Raw genomic sequence first — 14,625 nt, 5'->3', positions numbered from 1 at the left:
TGGGCTCAGAGGCGTTCGATGATGGTAGCGATGCCCATGCCACCGCCGACACACAGGGTGGCCAGGCCGTAGCGCTGCTGACGCACCTCCAGCTCGTCGAGCAGGGTGCCGAGGATCGCGCAGCCGGTGGCGCCCAGCGGGTGGCCCATGGCAATGGAGCCGCCATTGACGTTGACTCGAGCGGCGTCTATGCCCATGTCTTTGATGAACTTGAGGACCACGGAAGCAAACGCTTCGTTGACCTCGAACAGGTCGATGTCTTCAACGCGCAGACCGGCTTTGGCCAACGCCTTGCGCGTCGCCGGTGCGGGGCCGGTGAGCATGATGGTCGGGTCGGTGCTGGTGACTGCCGTGGCGACGATGCGCGCTCGCGGTTGCAGGCCCAGCTCGCGGCCCTTGGCCTCGGAGCCGATCAGCATCAACGCGGCGCCGTCGACGATGCCGGAGCTGTTGCCCGGCGTGTGTACATGGTGGATACGCTCCACATGGCTGTAGACCCGCAGCGCGGTGGCGTCGAACCCCATCTGCCCCATCATTTCGAAGCTTGGCTTGAGCTTGCCGAGGCCTTCGAGGGTGGAGTCACCACGGATAAATTCATCATGATCCAACAGCACGATGCCGTTCTGATCCTGCACCGCAATCAGCGACTTGTTGAAGGAACCGTCTGCACGAGCTCTGGCCGCTTTCTGCTGGGACTGTAGGGCGAAGGTGTCGACGTCCTGGCGGGTGAAGCCTTCGAGTGTAGCGATCAGGTCCGCACCAATGCCCTGTGGCGTGAAGTGGCTGTGCAGATTGGTCTGCGGGTCGAGCACCCAGGCGCCGCCGTCGCTGCCCATGGGCACGCGGGACATGGACTCGACACCGCCGACCACCACCAGGTCTTCGAACCCCGAGCGCACTTTCATTGCGCCAAGGTTCACCGCTTCGAGGCCCGAGGCGCAAAAGCGGTTGATCTGCACGCCAGCAACGCTGACGTCCCAGTCGGCCACCAGTGCAGCGGTCTTGGCAATGTCGGCGCCCTGGTCACCCACCGGGGTGACGCAGCCAAGGACGATGTCATCTACCTGGCGCGTGTCGAGGTCGCTGCGTTGCGCCAGCGCCGTCAGCAGGTCCGCCACCAGGTTGACCGGTTTGACGCTGTGCAGGGCACCATCGGCCTTGCCTTTGCCACGGGGCGTACGTATCGCATCAAAGATCAAAGCTTGGGTCATGACATCCTCGAGCAGCCAGTGCGTGTGTGCCTACCTTCAGGCCCGATTGACACGGTTTCAATGACCGATGCGCTCATTGCTTTTGACCCCCTCGCTCGGACGAACGGTAGGCAGCTATGGGAAACCGCTGATTAATCGTTTTAGCTGTCTAGCCCTAGGGCTGGCGCCAAGATGGCACTAAGCCTCATGCCGTTTTTAGCGCTAATACTGATTAGCTGATATGAAATGGATCTAAGCCGCGAAGAACGAGGGCTCTAAGGTTGAATCAGTAGGAAGCTGCTGCCGGGTTTTGCTGGGGCAGTTGTAAGAAAAGTGCAACGTCACATCGCGATACTGAAATTTATCGGCACGCATTTGACGCTCAGGAATAACAACAAAAGGCAGTCAGCCATGTTTAAACATTCGAAAGTACGTCAGGCGGGACTTATTCTGTTCGCCACCACACTGATTCTGATCCTGCCCAATTTAACCAAGGTTATCGGGTGACGATTCAGCCTCCAGATTCCGTGCACACACAGCACCAGGACTGCAGCTTTTGGCAGCACCTGCCAGGACATTGCGCATAGCGGTCCTGTTGCAGGGGCTGTCTTTTTGCGCGCAGCTTTCCGGTATTGTGGGCGCCACCGCCACCTTGAACCGGGCTCTCCCTTGAAACCGATCCTTGCCTTCCTCGCTTTGCTGTTGGCCCTGCCGGCAACGGCCGCGCAGTTGACCATCGAACTCGACCACACCCGCAAGACCTGGCAGACCGCTGAGCTGCTCAAGCACCCGGATGCGCAGACGGTGCAGATCGTCGATGACGTTTCCTACAAGCGCACTATGGCCTATCGCGCCGTGCCGCTGGCCTCTCTGCTACCGGGTCTCACGCCTGCGAACCATCTGCAAGCCGTGGCCCTGGATGGGTTCGCCGCAGAACTGACAGCCGCGCCGCTTCTGGAGAAACACGGTGCACGCGCCTGGCTGGCAGTGGAAGACCCAGCCCAGCCGTGGCCTGCACTGGCAGACGGTAAACCGAGTGCCGGGCCGTTTTATCTGGTATGGACCGACCCGCAAGCCGGGCATATCAGCCCTGAACAGTGGCCGTTCCAAGTGTCCGAGATCAAGCAATTGAAGACGGTGGCTGAGCGTTTTCCAGCCTTGTTGCCTGACCCGAAGCTGGCGGCGAATGACCCGGTCAACCAGGGCTTTGCGCTGTTTCAGAAGAATTGCCTGGCGTGTCATCGGCTCAATGGCGCCGGCGATGCGCAGGTGGGGCCGGACTTGAATATTCCCTACAACCCCACCGAGTATTTCAGCGGGGATTTCCTCAAGCGTTACATCCGCGACCCGCAGAGCTTGCGGCATTGGCCACAGGCGAAGATGCCGGCGTTTAACGCCAGTGTGCTGCCCGATGGCGAGTTGGATTTGCTGGTGGGGTACTTGAAGCATATGGCGGGGCGTAAGCAACAACCCTAAGCCCATCACAAATCCAATGTGGGAGCTGGCTTGCCTGCGATAGCGGCCTGCCAGCCCGCACAGGTGTAGCTGACCCACTGCTATCGCAGGCAAGCCAGCTCCCACACTTAAAGTGCTGTGCCTATTGCTGCTGCACCGAAATCACCGGCGTCGGCGCCACGAACACCTTGGCATGCATTTGCTCATGCCCACCGCCTCTGCGCATACCGCGCACCGGGCAGGCGTCGAGGTAATCCAAACCTACGGCCAGCTTCAAATGCCGCTCCGGTCGGGCCAGTTGGTTGGTCACGTCAAAGCTGTACCAGGCGTCATCCAGCCAGGCTTCGGCCCAGGCGTGGCTGGCCAGGTGTGTGCTGTCTTCGGTGTACAAATACCCCGACACATACCGCGCAGGTATCCCCAGGCTGCGCGCGCAGGCCAGGAACGCGTGGGTGTGGTCCTGACATACGCCTGCACGCCCGGCAAAGGCCTGGGCCGCGCAGGTGTCGACTTCGGTGGCGCCAGGCGTGTAGACCATTAATTGGTTGAGCGCGTGCATCAGGTCGATCAACGCGTTGCGATCGCGACGTTGCTGGCAGTGCTGTTGCGCAAAACCCAGCAATGCTTCATCGGGTTCTGTCAGGCGCGTGCTGCGCAGGAACGGAAACGCTGACTGGCTCTCGTGTTCCGCCTCGCGCAACTCGTCGATATCCACCTGGCCCCGCGCGCCAATAATGATCGCATCGTGGGGCTCATCCAGGGTCAACACGTGCAGGATATTGCCGAACGGGTCGACTTGCGCGCGCACCGGGCGCGGCAAATCCAGCTGCCAACTGATCACATGCTGGCGCTCGCTGTCGTGGGGCGTAAGGCGCAGGTACTGAATGCTGGCGCGCACCTGGTCTTCGTAGTGGTAGGTGGTTTCGTGGCTGATGGAGAGTCTCATGCGGCCTCCAGGTAGGAACTGTAAATGGCGTCGCCCAACTGGCGCACCAAGGGGATGAAGTCGGTCAGCCAGGCGTGCAGGCCTTCCTCGATGATTTCGTCAATGGCGGTAAAGCGCAGGCGCGCGTCCATCTCGGCGGCCAGGCGCTGGGCCGGACGGCCGTTGATGCCGGGCAGGCTGGCGAGGATCTGGTCGATCTCTTCGCTGCACGCCCTTAATGAGCGCGGGACGTCGGCGCGTAGCAACAGTAATTCAGCCACTTGCCGGGCGCCGGGCGCGTCGCGGTAGATCTCGGTGTAGGCCTCGAACGACGACAAGGCGCGCAGCAAGGCGCTCCACTGATAGTAGGCGTGGGCCGTGCCGTCGGTGACGACGGCTGCTTGGTCACCGGCCATTTCGTAGCGAGCGTCAAGCAGCCGCAGGGTGTTGTCGGCGCGTTCGATAAAGGTGCCCAGGCGAATAAAGCGAAACGCATCGTTACGCATGATGGTGCCGTAGGTGGCGCCCCGGAACAGGTGCGAGCGCTCCTTGACCCATTCACAAAAACGGCTCATGCCATAACGGCTAAGCCCTTGCCGGGCGATATCGCGAATATCCAGCCAGGTGGTGTTGATGTTTTCCCACATGTCAGCGGTAATTCGCCCGCGCACCGCATGGGCGCTGGCCCGCGCGGCGCCGAGGCAGCTGTAGATGCTCGCCGGGTTGGCCGCGTCCAGTGCGAAAAAGTGCAGCAGGCGCTCGGCATGCAACTCGCCGTGACGCGCGTGGTAATCATCGAGGGTGCCGGTGATCAGCAGCGGCATGGCCAGTTCGTGCAGGCCATCGCCGCGTCCATCCTGGGGCATCAGCGACAGCGAATAGCTGACATCAAGCATGCGCGCGAGGTTTTCCGCGCGCTCCAGGTAGCGAGACATCCAGTACAAATCCGAGGCAGTTCTACTCAACATGGTTCAATCCTCGACCACCCAGGTGTCTTTGGTGCCGCCGCCCTGGGACGAGTTGACCACCAGCGAACCTTCACGCAGCGCCACGCGGGTCAGGCCGCCGGGGACCACGCGGGTTTCCTTGCCGGACAAGACGAACGGGCGCAGGTCGATATGCCGTGGCGCGATGCCGTTTTCAACAAAGGTCGGGCAGGTGGATAAACACAGGGTCGGCTGGGCGATATAGGCGTGGGGTTTGGCCTTGATACGGGCGCGGAAGGCTTCGATTTCCGCCGCAGTGGAGGCTGGGCCGACCAGCATGCCGTAGCCGCCGGAGCCTTGGGTTTCCTTGACCACCAGATCCGGCAGGTTGGCCAGCACGTGGGACAATTCATCAGGCTTGCGGCATTGAAAGGTCGGCACGTTCTGCAGGATCGGTTCTTCATCCAGGTAAAACCGGATCATCTCGGTGACAAACGGGTACACCGATTTGTCATCCGCCACCCCGGTGCCGATCGCATTGGCCAGCACCACATTGCCCGAGCGGTATGCGGCCAGCAGGCCGGGCACGCCGAGCATCGAGTCGGGGTTGAAGGCCAGCGGGTCGAGGAAAGCATCGTCGAGGCGACGGTAGATCACGTCCACCGCCTTGGGACCGTCGGTGGTGCGCATGAACACACGGTCATCACGCACGAACAGGTCGGCGCCCTCCACCAGTTCCACGCCCATCTCACGAGCCAAAAAGGCATGCTCGAAAAACGCACTGTTGAAACGCCCCGGTGTCAGCACCACCACGCTTGGGTTATCCAGTGGGCTTGAGCTTTTCAGGGTGTCGAGCAGCAGGTTGGGATAGTGGTCGATGGGCGCAATGCGCTGGGCCGCAAATAGTTCCGGGAACAGGCGCATCATCATCTTGCGGTCTTCGAGCATGTAGCTCACACCGCTTGGCGTGCGCAAATTGTCTTCCAGCACGTAGTACGTGCCGTCACCGTCGCGCACGAGGTCGACGCCGGAGATGTGGGAATACAGATCACGGTGCAGGTTCAAGCCCTGCATGGCCAGTTGGTATTGGTCATTGGCCAGCACTTGTTCGGCGGGGATGATGCCGGCCTTGATGATGCGTTGCCCGTGGTACAGGTCGGCCAGGAACAGGTTCAGCGCCTTGACCCGTTGAATGCAGCCACGCTCGACCATCCGCCATTCACTGGCGGGAATGCTGCGTGGGATGGTGTCAAACGGGATCAGGCGCTCGGTGCCCTGCTCGTCCCCGTAAAGGGTGAAGGTGATGCCGGCACGGTGGAACAGCAAATCGGCTTCACGCCGACGTTGCGCGAGCAGTTCGGCGGGCGTATCAGCCAACCAGCGGGCGAACTCGCGGTAATGGGGCCGGACCTGCCCTGCCCCGTCGTACATTTCATCGTAATAAGTGCGGGTCATGCCGTACTCCTTGTCACTCGGACGCAAGCAGTGTTGCAAGGCCCGCGCCATCGGCATAAACACTTAAAAATCAGTGAGTTGAATAAATAACGGAATCCACTCGCACCTTCCTGGTGCGTAGAATGTCCGCCGTCACGCCCCGCGCTTCATCGTAATGCGGGTTTTGACTATCAACAGCATAGCCAGAGTTGATTTCACTGCCCGCCCACGCTTGCGGATAATCACCCCCATCGGCTGAACAGGACACGTCCTACAGTTTCAGCGAACCGCTCTTCCCTTTGGGCCACCCTGTTTGGGTGGCTTTTTTTTGGTGCAAGAAAAGTGAGGTGGCGGTTAGGAGATTTCATACAGCACACACAAAAACGGCCGACCCTAAGGTCAGCCGATACGCTGCTTTACTCATACAAATCGCACTACATGGGTAACCCACGCACCTCCTGCTTGACGCCCCATCCCTCGATGATGCCGCCCAGCGGTTCCACCACCGCCTCAAAGTCTTGCTCGAAGTCTCCTATGCCGTCGTAGGTTGCGAACATGATTTTGCTCAATTCCAGGTACCAGGCGCCATCGTCGCGCGCGCTGACCTGGGCATTCAGGGATTCCCCGCGAAAGCGACCCGCAGCCCTGCGCGCACGTTCCTCATCCGGGAAAATGGCGTAGAACTCGATGGGGTGAAAACGCGAGAAGTCGAACCCGCCTTCTTTCATCCGGCGCAGTACGTTGGTGCTGATGTCTTCTTGATAGGCTGTGCTCATGAAACGTCCTCCTCAAACCGATGGATAGACTTTCCGTGCTTCCCGAAGCCCGCGCCCTACTGGCGCGGGAGCTACGACAAATACAACACCGTTGGAAAACAAGCCTGTAGCTGACAAGACCAAACCTTAGCGATTCATTCGCTGATCTCAATTGCAGAGTAGCGCGAAGCTATCACCTCCACCAGAGGGGTTTCGTGGTCCTACAGGAAATGTTCAGGCGGCGGGTGAGATGTCGAGGATTTGAATACTGTTCTGATCTTTGAGGATCTTGACCGTCGGCTCGGGCTTGCGGCCCTCCAGGTCATTGAGATCAAGTTCGGCGGCCACGGGCACGAGCTTGTTGCGGATCATGTGTGCCGCATCTTCGAGGCTGGGCTTTTGCGCGCAGGCGAACTGCTCCACGGTCTTTACACCGTGATCATCTACGAAGGTAATCTGCCACGTTTGCATCGGTGCCTCCTCGATAAAGCCCATGTGTGGGCTCACATCTATCTGGACCTTGAGCGGTCGGCAAACGTTCCACTCAAGGCCTCGGGCACCGGATCAACTGCGCTTATTTTTCAGCGTGTTCTTTCAAGGCTTTCAAGGTGTTAAACGGTGCGTCCACCACGAACTTGTTGGCCAGCCACGATGGCACGCTGCCGCCTGGCTCGGTGTGCACCTGGTAAGTGACTTCGGTCTGGTTATCGCCCTTTGGCACCAGTTTCCAGTAACCTTCCACTTGGGCTACGCGCACGTAACCTTTGACTTCGGGCTGATAAGTCGGCACTTCCAGCAGTTTGCGGGTCACGGTGCCGTCGGCGGCCTTGGAAGTGGTGATCTCCAGGATCGAGTCGCGGTCGGTCACCGGAAACGGCGCCTTGAACTGGGTGTAGGTCCAGCTCTTGTCACCTTCGGTCTTGAGCAGTTTTTGCGATTTGCATTCGTGGATCCAGGCGCAGGCACCGGCCACGTCTTCCTGCAGGGCCTGGATCTTGGCGACGGGGGCTTTGATCAGGGTGACACCGCGATAAGCCTTGTACTTGGAGCCGGCAATTTCGCTCAAGGACACTTTGATACCGTCTTCGTCCTTGGCGACTTGCCAATCTTCAGCCTGGGCAGTGGCAGCAAACAACACCGTAAAACCGCACAACACAGCCAATCGTTTCAACGAACCCATTGTTGTATTCCTTATTTTTGAAGTTCCGATAGTAAAGCCCATCAAGCCGCCGTCATCTGCTCCCACCAGCCGATCAAACGGATCGCATCGGCCTGATCATTGCCGCACACCTCAAGGTCTGCCTTGAAATCACTGCACACCGCCGGCCGCTCCGGTTGCCCGAACAGCTGGCATAGCTGTTCGACCGACAGGTGCAGGCAACGTTCTCCCGCAGGTTTGCCATTGGGCATTCCCGGTAACGGTGAACTGATGGAGGGGGCAATGCAGCATGCGCCACAGCCTTCACGGCATTTCATGACCGGCAGGTCCTCGACGACTCAATATGGATGGCCGGGCTAGAGTACGCCCTTAAACAGCCGTTTTAAAATGGTCTAACAGGGGTTTTTCGCACAAAACAAAAGTGACCGACCAGTCTGCGACAGATGGTCGAGGGCGTGCGTCACCTAAGCGCGCAATTTTATTGCTTGAATTCGAAATCCAGCGCAGCGCCTTCAATGTCGCGGCGCTCTTCGTTACGCAGCTGCAACTGCATCTGGTTGCTCAGTAGGCGGCCATTGATCTGGAACGCGCTGTTGTCGGTGGGTTTTTCCGCAAACATCGGCGGCAACAGCGGCACGCTCTTGGGTTTAGGCATAGTGCCGAGGGGCTGCAAGTGCCTGACCATTTCGGTTGGCAAGGACAGGTCCAACTGTGCCGGTGGCAGTTTGGTCTGGGCTACTTCGTGGGCAGATTTGGATTTACTCGCCACCGGTGCACGTTTTTTCACGACGCCGGTTTTTTTCTTGGCCGCCGGGGCTTTTTTAACCGGCGCCGGTTTCTTCGCCGAAGTCTTCTGCTGGGTATTGGCTGCGGGCTTGCTTTCAGTCACGGGGGCTGCCGCCAGGACGGTGCCGACGTTACACAGACTTAACAGGCCAATTACCACAACAGCACGAAAAATAGAGGTCATATTGCCTACAGCATTAACGGCAGAGGGCCATATGCTCGCTTGTTGAACGCGGCATGACAAGCCTGCTGATCAGTCGGTCAACATGAGTGTCCCCTTTACGCGCCTCAGCCCTGGTTCAAAACCCGGCCGCAGTTTCCTGGCACAACTGGCTGGCCAACATCCCCAGCGTCATCAGCGCCCGCTCTGCCTCACGGTTCCACGGCGTGCCGCAGTTAAGGCGAATACAGTGGTTAAACTGTTCCGTATTACTGAAGATGACTCCCGGTGCAATGCTGATGCCCTGCTGCAGCGCACGCACGTGCAGTTCCTGGGTATTGACCCTGCCGGGCAAACTGACCCACAGGATAAAGCCGCCGGTCGGCCGAGTCATCTGCGTGCCTTCGGGGAAATACTGCTGCACCGCCAGCTGGAATGCGCTGAGGTTCTTGCGGTATTCCTGGCGGATGTAGCGCAGGTGCCGGTCGTAGCCACCGTTCTCCAGGTACGCCGCCACACCCATCTGGGTGACGCTGCACGCCGAGTGGGTGCTGAACATTTGCAGCCGCTGGATTTCCTGCTGGTACTTGCCGGCAATCATCCAGCCGATGCGCACGCCGGGGGACAGGGTTTTGGAGAAACTCGAGCAGTAGATCACCCGATCCAGGCGGTCATAGGCTTTGAGCGCCTTGGTGCGGCCCAGTTCGAACATCAGCTCGCCGTAGATATCGTCCTCGACGATCTGGATATCGAAATCCGAGGCCAGGCGCAGCAACTGTTTCTGCCGTTCCTCGGGCATGGTCGCGCCCAGCGGATTGCTCAGGCGCGTGGTCAGCACCAAGGCCTTGATCGACCATTGGTTGGCCGCCAGTTGCAGCGCCTCAAGGCTCATGCCCGTAGCCGGGTCGCTGGGGATCTCGATGACTTTGAGGCCCAGCAGGTCGGCCAGTTGCAGCAAGCCGTAATAGGTCGGTGACTCAGCCGCGATGAGGTCGCCCGGACGGGTCAGTACGCGCAACGACATCTGCAACGCATCAACGCACCCGTGGGTGATCACCACTTCGGAGGGGTCCACTACCACGCCAGCATCGCGCATGCGAATCGCCACCTGGCGGCGCAATGGTTCAAAACCCGGGCTGAACATGTAGCTGAAGGCCCGCGGGCTTTGGAAGCGCGTGACCTTGGCCAGTTGCTGGTGCAACGCGCGCACCGGCAAATAATCGACACTCGGCACGGCCGCACCCAGCGGAAATACGCCTTCGCGGCGCGACTCGACCAACACCTGCTGGATAATGCTGCTGCGGGTGACCAACCCCGGACGCTCAACCCGGGCGATATCCGGCGTCGGCGCCGTGAGCGCAGGCGTCTGGTGCACGTAATAACCCGACTGCGGCCGCGCGCGGATCAGCCCCTGGTCTTCCAGGTTCGCATACGCCTGCAACACCGTGGCGTGGCTGACGTTGAGCTGTGAGCTCATCTTGCGCACCGAAGGCACGCGCTCGCCGGGTTGATAGACACCGCGCCGGATGTCCTCAGCCAGTTGCTGGGCGATACGTTGGTAAAGCAACAGATTGGTCATGACGCAGCACTCGATTTCACGGGTATTTTATTTTTGTGTGAAACATACCGGCACAGTTTAGAAGTGTACGGGGACAGTTGCCACAATAGTCGAGCGCGGGCGGCAGTGATAGAGAAAACTGTAGAGGCAAGGTGCATAAAAAAACCGATCAATGATCGGTTCTGTGTGTACGCGGCAACCTGTGGGGAGCTGGCTTGCCTGCGATAGTATCGCCTCGGTTTGCCTGACATACCGAGGCGCCTGCATCGCAGGCAAGCCAGCTCCCACACTGATCGATGCAGGTTTTTAGCGAGCGGCGCCCAGCTGGCCTTTTTCGTCGGAGAACACAATTTCCACCCGGCGGTTCTGCGCGCGGCCGCGCTCTGAGGCGTTGGCCTCTACCGGGTACTGGTCACCGTAGCCCTCGACCTGGATACGTTTTTCATCAATCCCCAGGTCCATCAGCACATCAGCCACCGATTGCGCACGGTCGCGCGACAGCTTGAGGTTTTCCTGCTCGCCACCGGTGTTGTCGGTATAACCCTCGATGCGCACCACGCGCTTGGGGTTCAACTGCAAGAACTGCACAATTTTCAGCACGGTGCGGTTGGCCGAGTTTTGCAGCTCGGCGTCACCGGTGTCGAACAACACATCGCCCAACGTCATGACCAGGCCGCGATTGGTCTGGGTGGTGGTCAGGCTGGCGATTTGCTCTTCGAGCCACTTGCCTTGCTGCTGCACGCTCGCCAACTTGCTCTCACGCAGGGCCAATTGCAGGCGCTGGCGTTCCAGCTCCAGCTTGGTGCCGCGCTCGGCGTTGAGCCCCTGCTCGGTGTGTTCGCGGGCGATCTCACTGTAGCGCTGGCTCAGGTAGGCGTAATGCACCACGTCGGGGCCGCTGCCCCAGTAGCTGGACAAGCGATCGGCGCGGGCCAGGGATTCGCCGGCACGAATCACATCCTTGGGCGCAAAACGCAGCACATTCGCGTCTTCCTTGACCTTCTGGAAGTCGCTGCCAGCCTGCTGCAACGCCTGCTCGCTGTTGGGCTGGCTGGCGCAACCGCCCAACGCCGCGCTGCCCAGCAGCAACACACAACTCAAACCACGGATCAGCGGGCTCATTGGGCTTCTCCCAGCTGCAATTGTTTGCGCAGTCGGGCGATGCGAGTGTTGAGCACGTTCAGTTGTTCCTGGCTTTTACGCGTCAATACCCGCGCTTCAGCGAGGCGCGCATCCAGCTCGGCCTGTTCGGCCTGCATGCGCGCATCTTTGTAGGATTGGTCGGCCATGTCGGCCCGGGCCTTGGCGAACTTGTCTTCAGCCAGTTTCAGTTCAGGCGATTCATCGGTGCTGGCGCCCACGGCGTTGGCCTGTTCCAAGGCCTGCTGGGTGAGGCGTATTTGTTCGTTCGGCGCAGGATCAGCTGCACATCCCGCCAGAGCGACAACGGCGAGGGCCGCGAGAAGAGGTCGAAGAGTCACTGAAAATCCTTACTTTGCTGGGGTGCCGACGGGTTGCTGCAATTGCGCTTTCCAGCGTTCGAGGTTGCGCTGCAAAGCGGCTTGCGCGACACCAGACGCGGGTAATTCTGTCATCTTTTTCGCCAGCTGTCCGCGCAGCCACGGATCGTTGCAGGCGGAGTTGTGGGAAATCGCCAGGTACAGGCCGGGCTGGTCGACGGGTATTTCACGGGCGACAAGGTCGTTGCTCATGCCCAGCGTCTGGGCCATGGCCATGCCCGAGTAGCGCCCGGCCAGCACGTAGTCGACTTCACCCAGCAGCAGTTTCTGGAACGCCGGGGTCAAGTTGGGCAGGCGTTGCAAGCTGAGCTGCTGGCCGGCGAAGGTGTCGAAACCAGCGCTCAAGCGCGCACGCTCGGAGACCGCGCCTTTATGCCCGTGCAAGTCTTCAGCGCTGGTGTAGACCAGCGGCGAATCCTTGCGCGTCCACACCAGGTAGTCGATCTGCACCAGCGCCGGGTGGATGTAGTCGAGGGTTTCCAGCTCGCCGAGGTTCAGCGGCGCATCGGCGAGAATGTCCATGCGCCCGCTGCGCACTTCATCCAGGGCCAGGGAGCGTTTGCCGCCGTAAAGCAGGTCGATTTTAACGCCGAGGTCCTTGCCGACTTGTTGCAGTACATCGGCAGTGGCGCCGATCAGGTGCGTTGGGTCTTGAGGGTCGCGCCAGAGCAAAGGCGGCGCATCCGGGCTGCCGGTGATCACCAGGCGCTCACACTTGCCGGCAGCCAGCGCGAGGCCAGGCAGTAGCGCCAATCCAAGTGTCAGTGCCAGCAATACGGGACGCAGATCCATGGCGGTTTCTCCGATGTTCAAAAAAGCCGGGCAAAAAAAAGCCCGGTCACAAGACCGGGCTCTTTATAAGTGAAGCAACTGGATTAGACCAGCTTCGAAAGCTCTGGTACGGCTTCGAACAAGTCCGCAACCAGGCCGTAATCAGCCACTTGGAAGATTGGCGCTTCTTCGTCCTTGTTGATCGCAACGATCACCTTGGAGTCTTTCATACCGGCCAAGTGCTGGATCGCGCCGGAGATACCGACGGCGATGTACAGCTGTGGCGCAACGATTTTGCCGGTCTGGCCGACCTGCATGTCGTTGGGTACGAAACCTGCGTCGACGGCCGCGCGGGAAGCGCCGACCGCAGCGCCCAGCTTGTCGGCCAGGGCGTACAGGTGTTTGAAGTTGTCACCGTTCTGCATGCCGCGGCCGCCGGAAACAACGATTTTGGCAGCGGTCAGCTCAGGGCGATCCGACTTGGCCAGCTCTTCGCCAACAAAGCTGGAAGTGCCAGCGTCGTGGGCAGCAGCCACAGCTTCAATGGCAGCCGAACCACCTTCAGCGGCAACCGGGTCGAAACCGGTGGCACGCACGGTGATGACTTTGACCGAAGCGTTGGACTGTACGGTGGCGATAGCATTACCGGCGTAGATCGGGCGCTTGAAGGTGTCAGCGCTTTCTACCGAGATGATCTCGGAGATCTGGTCAACGTCCAGCTGCGCAGCAACGCGTGGCAGGATGTTTTTGCCGTTGGAGGTAGCAGCAGCCAGGATGTGGCTGTAGCCAGCGCCCAGCTCAGCTACCAGCGGAGCAACGTTTTCTGGCAACTGATGCGCGTAGGCGGCGTTATCAGCGTTCAGGACTTTGCTCACGCCCGCGATTTTCGCAGCGGCTTCAGCCACGGCGCCAGCGCCCTGACCTGCTACCAGCACGTGAATGTCGCCGCCGATTTTAGCGGCAGCGGCCACGGTGTTCAGCGTGGCCGGGGCCAGCACCTTGTTGTCGTGTTCGGCGATTACGAGGATAGCCATGATCAGATCACCTTCGCTTCGTTTTTCAGTTTCTCGACCAATTCAGCCACCGACTTGACCTTGATGCCCGCGCTGCGTGCAGCCGGTGCTTCAACCTTGACGGTCTTGTTGGTAGAGGCGGTGGAAACGCCCAAAGCTTCTGGAGTCACCGACTCAAGCGGCTTCTTCTTGGCTTTCATGATGTTTGGCAGGGACGCATAGCGCGGCTCGTTCAAACGCAGGTCGGTGGTGACGATGGCCGGCAGTTTCAACGAAACGGTCTGTGCGCCGCCGTCGATTTCACGGGTCACAGCGACGCTGTCGCCGCTCACTTCGACTTTGGAAGCGAAGGTGCCCTGGCCGTAACCGGTCAGCGCAGCCAGCATCTGGCCAGTCTGGTTGTTGTCGCTGTCGATGGCTTGTTTGCCGAGGATCACCAGCTGAGGCTGTTCCTTGTCGACAACGGCCTTGAGCAACTTGGCCACGGCCAGGGAGGTCAGGTCTTCAGCCGACTCAACCAGAATGGCGCGGTCGGCGCCCAGGGCCAGGGCGGTACGCAGCTGCTCTTGAGCAGTGGTAGGGCCGATGGAAACCACCACGATTTCAGTCGCCACGCCTTTCTCTTTCAGGCGTACAGCTTCTTCCACAGCGATTTCGCAGAAAGGGTTCATCGACATTTTGACGTTAGCAAGGTCGACGCCGGAATTGTCCGCCTTGACGCGAACTTTCACGTTGTAATCGACAACGCGTTTGACAGCTACAAGAACCTTCATGGATTCCTCGTTACTCTCCGGTGAAAAGAAAGTCGCCTAGGCGAACCTGGCGGTTGATGCTCATCGGCACACAAGGGCACCTCCAAAAACTTCGGCGGATGACTTAGCGATGGGGAAATGATGACCGTTCGTCAGGGGTGACTGAGAGGTCATTCTTTATCGCAGTGTGTAAACTGCGCACCATTGTTTAGGCACGCGTC

General features: G+C 59.9%; 16 protein-coding genes. 1 reads left to right on the top strand and 15 read right to left on the bottom strand.

Going from position 1 to position 14,625, the window contains the following annotated elements; translation table 11 throughout:
* Positions 1-5 precede the first annotated feature (5 nt).
* Positions 6-1,211 carry an acetyl-CoA C-acetyltransferase gene (locus tag AOA62_RS12180; RefSeq protein WP_099548769.1) on the bottom strand — a complete coding sequence of 402 codons (1,206 nt, stop codon included), beginning with the start codon at positions 1,209-1,211 and terminating at the stop codon, positions 6-8.
* A 648-nt stretch (positions 1,212-1,859) separates the two neighbouring features.
* On the opposite strand from AOA62_RS12180, the gene AOA62_RS12175 reads away from it, so the two are divergent.
* Complete coding sequence (locus AOA62_RS12175) at positions 1,860-2,666, top strand: cytochrome c (protein ID WP_099548768.1); 807 nt, start codon at positions 1,860-1,862, stop codon at positions 2,664-2,666.
* Positions 2,667-2,787: 121 nt separating this feature from the next.
* Here the strand turns inward: AOA62_RS12175 and AOA62_RS12170 are convergent, their stop codons facing one another.
* The 14 genes from AOA62_RS12170 to AOA62_RS12100 all read right to left on the bottom strand — a co-directional run bounded on the left by AOA62_RS12170 (position 2,788) and on the right by AOA62_RS12100 (position 14,425).
* Entirely contained in the window at positions 2,788-3,591 is an 804-nt protein-coding gene (locus AOA62_RS12170) for a transglutaminase family protein (protein ID WP_099548767.1), read from the bottom strand.
* Positions 3,588-4,538 (bottom strand): alpha-E domain-containing protein, encoded by a 951-nt coding sequence (locus tag AOA62_RS12165; protein ID WP_017138328.1) that lies wholly within the window; start codon positions 4,536-4,538, stop codon positions 3,588-3,590. The genes AOA62_RS12170 and AOA62_RS12165 overlap by 4 nt, the downstream gene beginning before the upstream one ends.
* A 3-nt stretch (positions 4,539-4,541) precedes the next feature.
* On the bottom strand, positions 4,542-5,951 hold the full coding sequence (locus tag AOA62_RS12160; protein ID WP_017138329.1) for a circularly permuted type 2 ATP-grasp protein: 1,410 nt from the start codon (positions 5,949-5,951) through the stop codon (positions 4,542-4,544).
* Positions 5,952-6,364: 413 nt separating this feature from the next.
* Positions 6,365-6,706: a ribonuclease E inhibitor RraB gene (locus tag AOA62_RS12155; RefSeq protein ID WP_003193463.1), complete on the bottom strand. Its 342-nt coding sequence runs from the start codon at positions 6,704-6,706 to the stop codon at positions 6,365-6,367.
* A 213-nt stretch (positions 6,707-6,919) separates the two neighbouring features.
* On the bottom strand, positions 6,920-7,156 hold the full coding sequence (locus AOA62_RS12150; protein WP_026013791.1) for a hypothetical protein: 237 nt from the start codon (positions 7,154-7,156) through the stop codon (positions 6,920-6,922).
* A gap of 103 nt (positions 7,157-7,259) precedes the next feature.
* The gene (locus tag AOA62_RS12145) at positions 7,260-7,865 is read right to left on the bottom strand and encodes an START domain-containing protein (protein WP_099548766.1); all 606 of its coding nucleotides are present in this window, start codon (positions 7,863-7,865) and stop codon (positions 7,260-7,262) included.
* Positions 7,866-7,906: 41 nt separating this feature from the next.
* The gene (locus tag AOA62_RS12140; RefSeq protein ID WP_017138333.1) at positions 7,907-8,161 is read right to left on the bottom strand and encodes a YkgJ family cysteine cluster protein; all 255 of its coding nucleotides are present in this window, start codon (positions 8,159-8,161) and stop codon (positions 7,907-7,909) included.
* 161 nt (positions 8,162-8,322) lie between these two features.
* The gene (locus AOA62_RS12135) at positions 8,323-8,814 is read right to left on the bottom strand and encodes a hypothetical protein (protein ID WP_017138334.1); all 492 of its coding nucleotides are present in this window, start codon (positions 8,812-8,814) and stop codon (positions 8,323-8,325) included.
* Positions 8,815-8,929: 115 nt separating this feature from the next.
* Positions 8,930-10,369 carry a PLP-dependent aminotransferase family protein gene (locus tag AOA62_RS12130; RefSeq protein ID WP_017138335.1) on the bottom strand — a complete coding sequence of 480 codons (1,440 nt, stop codon included), beginning with the start codon at positions 10,367-10,369 and terminating at the stop codon, positions 8,930-8,932.
* A gap of 285 nt (positions 10,370-10,654) precedes the next feature.
* Complete coding sequence (locus AOA62_RS12120; protein ID WP_017138336.1) at positions 10,655-11,470, bottom strand: OmpA family protein; 816 nt, start codon at positions 11,468-11,470, stop codon at positions 10,655-10,657.
* A complete protein-coding gene (locus AOA62_RS12115; protein ID WP_099548765.1) occupies positions 11,467-11,829 on the bottom strand; it encodes a DUF4398 domain-containing protein in 363 nt (120 codons plus the stop codon). Before AOA62_RS12115 ends, AOA62_RS12120 begins: the two co-directional genes overlap by 4 nt.
* A gap of 9 nt (positions 11,830-11,838) precedes the next feature.
* Entirely contained in the window at positions 11,839-12,660 is an 822-nt protein-coding gene (locus AOA62_RS12110; protein WP_099548764.1) for an ABC transporter substrate-binding protein, read from the bottom strand.
* An 83-nt stretch (positions 12,661-12,743) separates the two neighbouring features.
* Positions 12,744-13,673: an electron transfer flavoprotein subunit alpha/FixB family protein gene (locus AOA62_RS12105; RefSeq protein WP_099548763.1), complete on the bottom strand. Its 930-nt coding sequence runs from the start codon at positions 13,671-13,673 to the stop codon at positions 12,744-12,746.
* Positions 13,674-13,675: 2 nt separating this feature from the next.
* Positions 13,676-14,425 carry an electron transfer flavoprotein subunit beta/FixA family protein gene (locus tag AOA62_RS12100; protein WP_017138339.1) on the bottom strand — a complete coding sequence of 250 codons (750 nt, stop codon included), beginning with the start codon at positions 14,423-14,425 and terminating at the stop codon, positions 13,676-13,678.
* Positions 14,426-14,625: the final 200 nt, after the last annotated feature.

This window comes from Pseudomonas sp. 2995-3 (assembly GCF_002742565.1).
In the GTDB taxonomy this organism is placed as follows: Bacteria; Pseudomonadota; Gammaproteobacteria; order Pseudomonadales; family Pseudomonadaceae; genus Aquipseudomonas; species Aquipseudomonas edaphica.
This window is presented reverse-complemented; position numbering and strand designations above follow the sequence as displayed.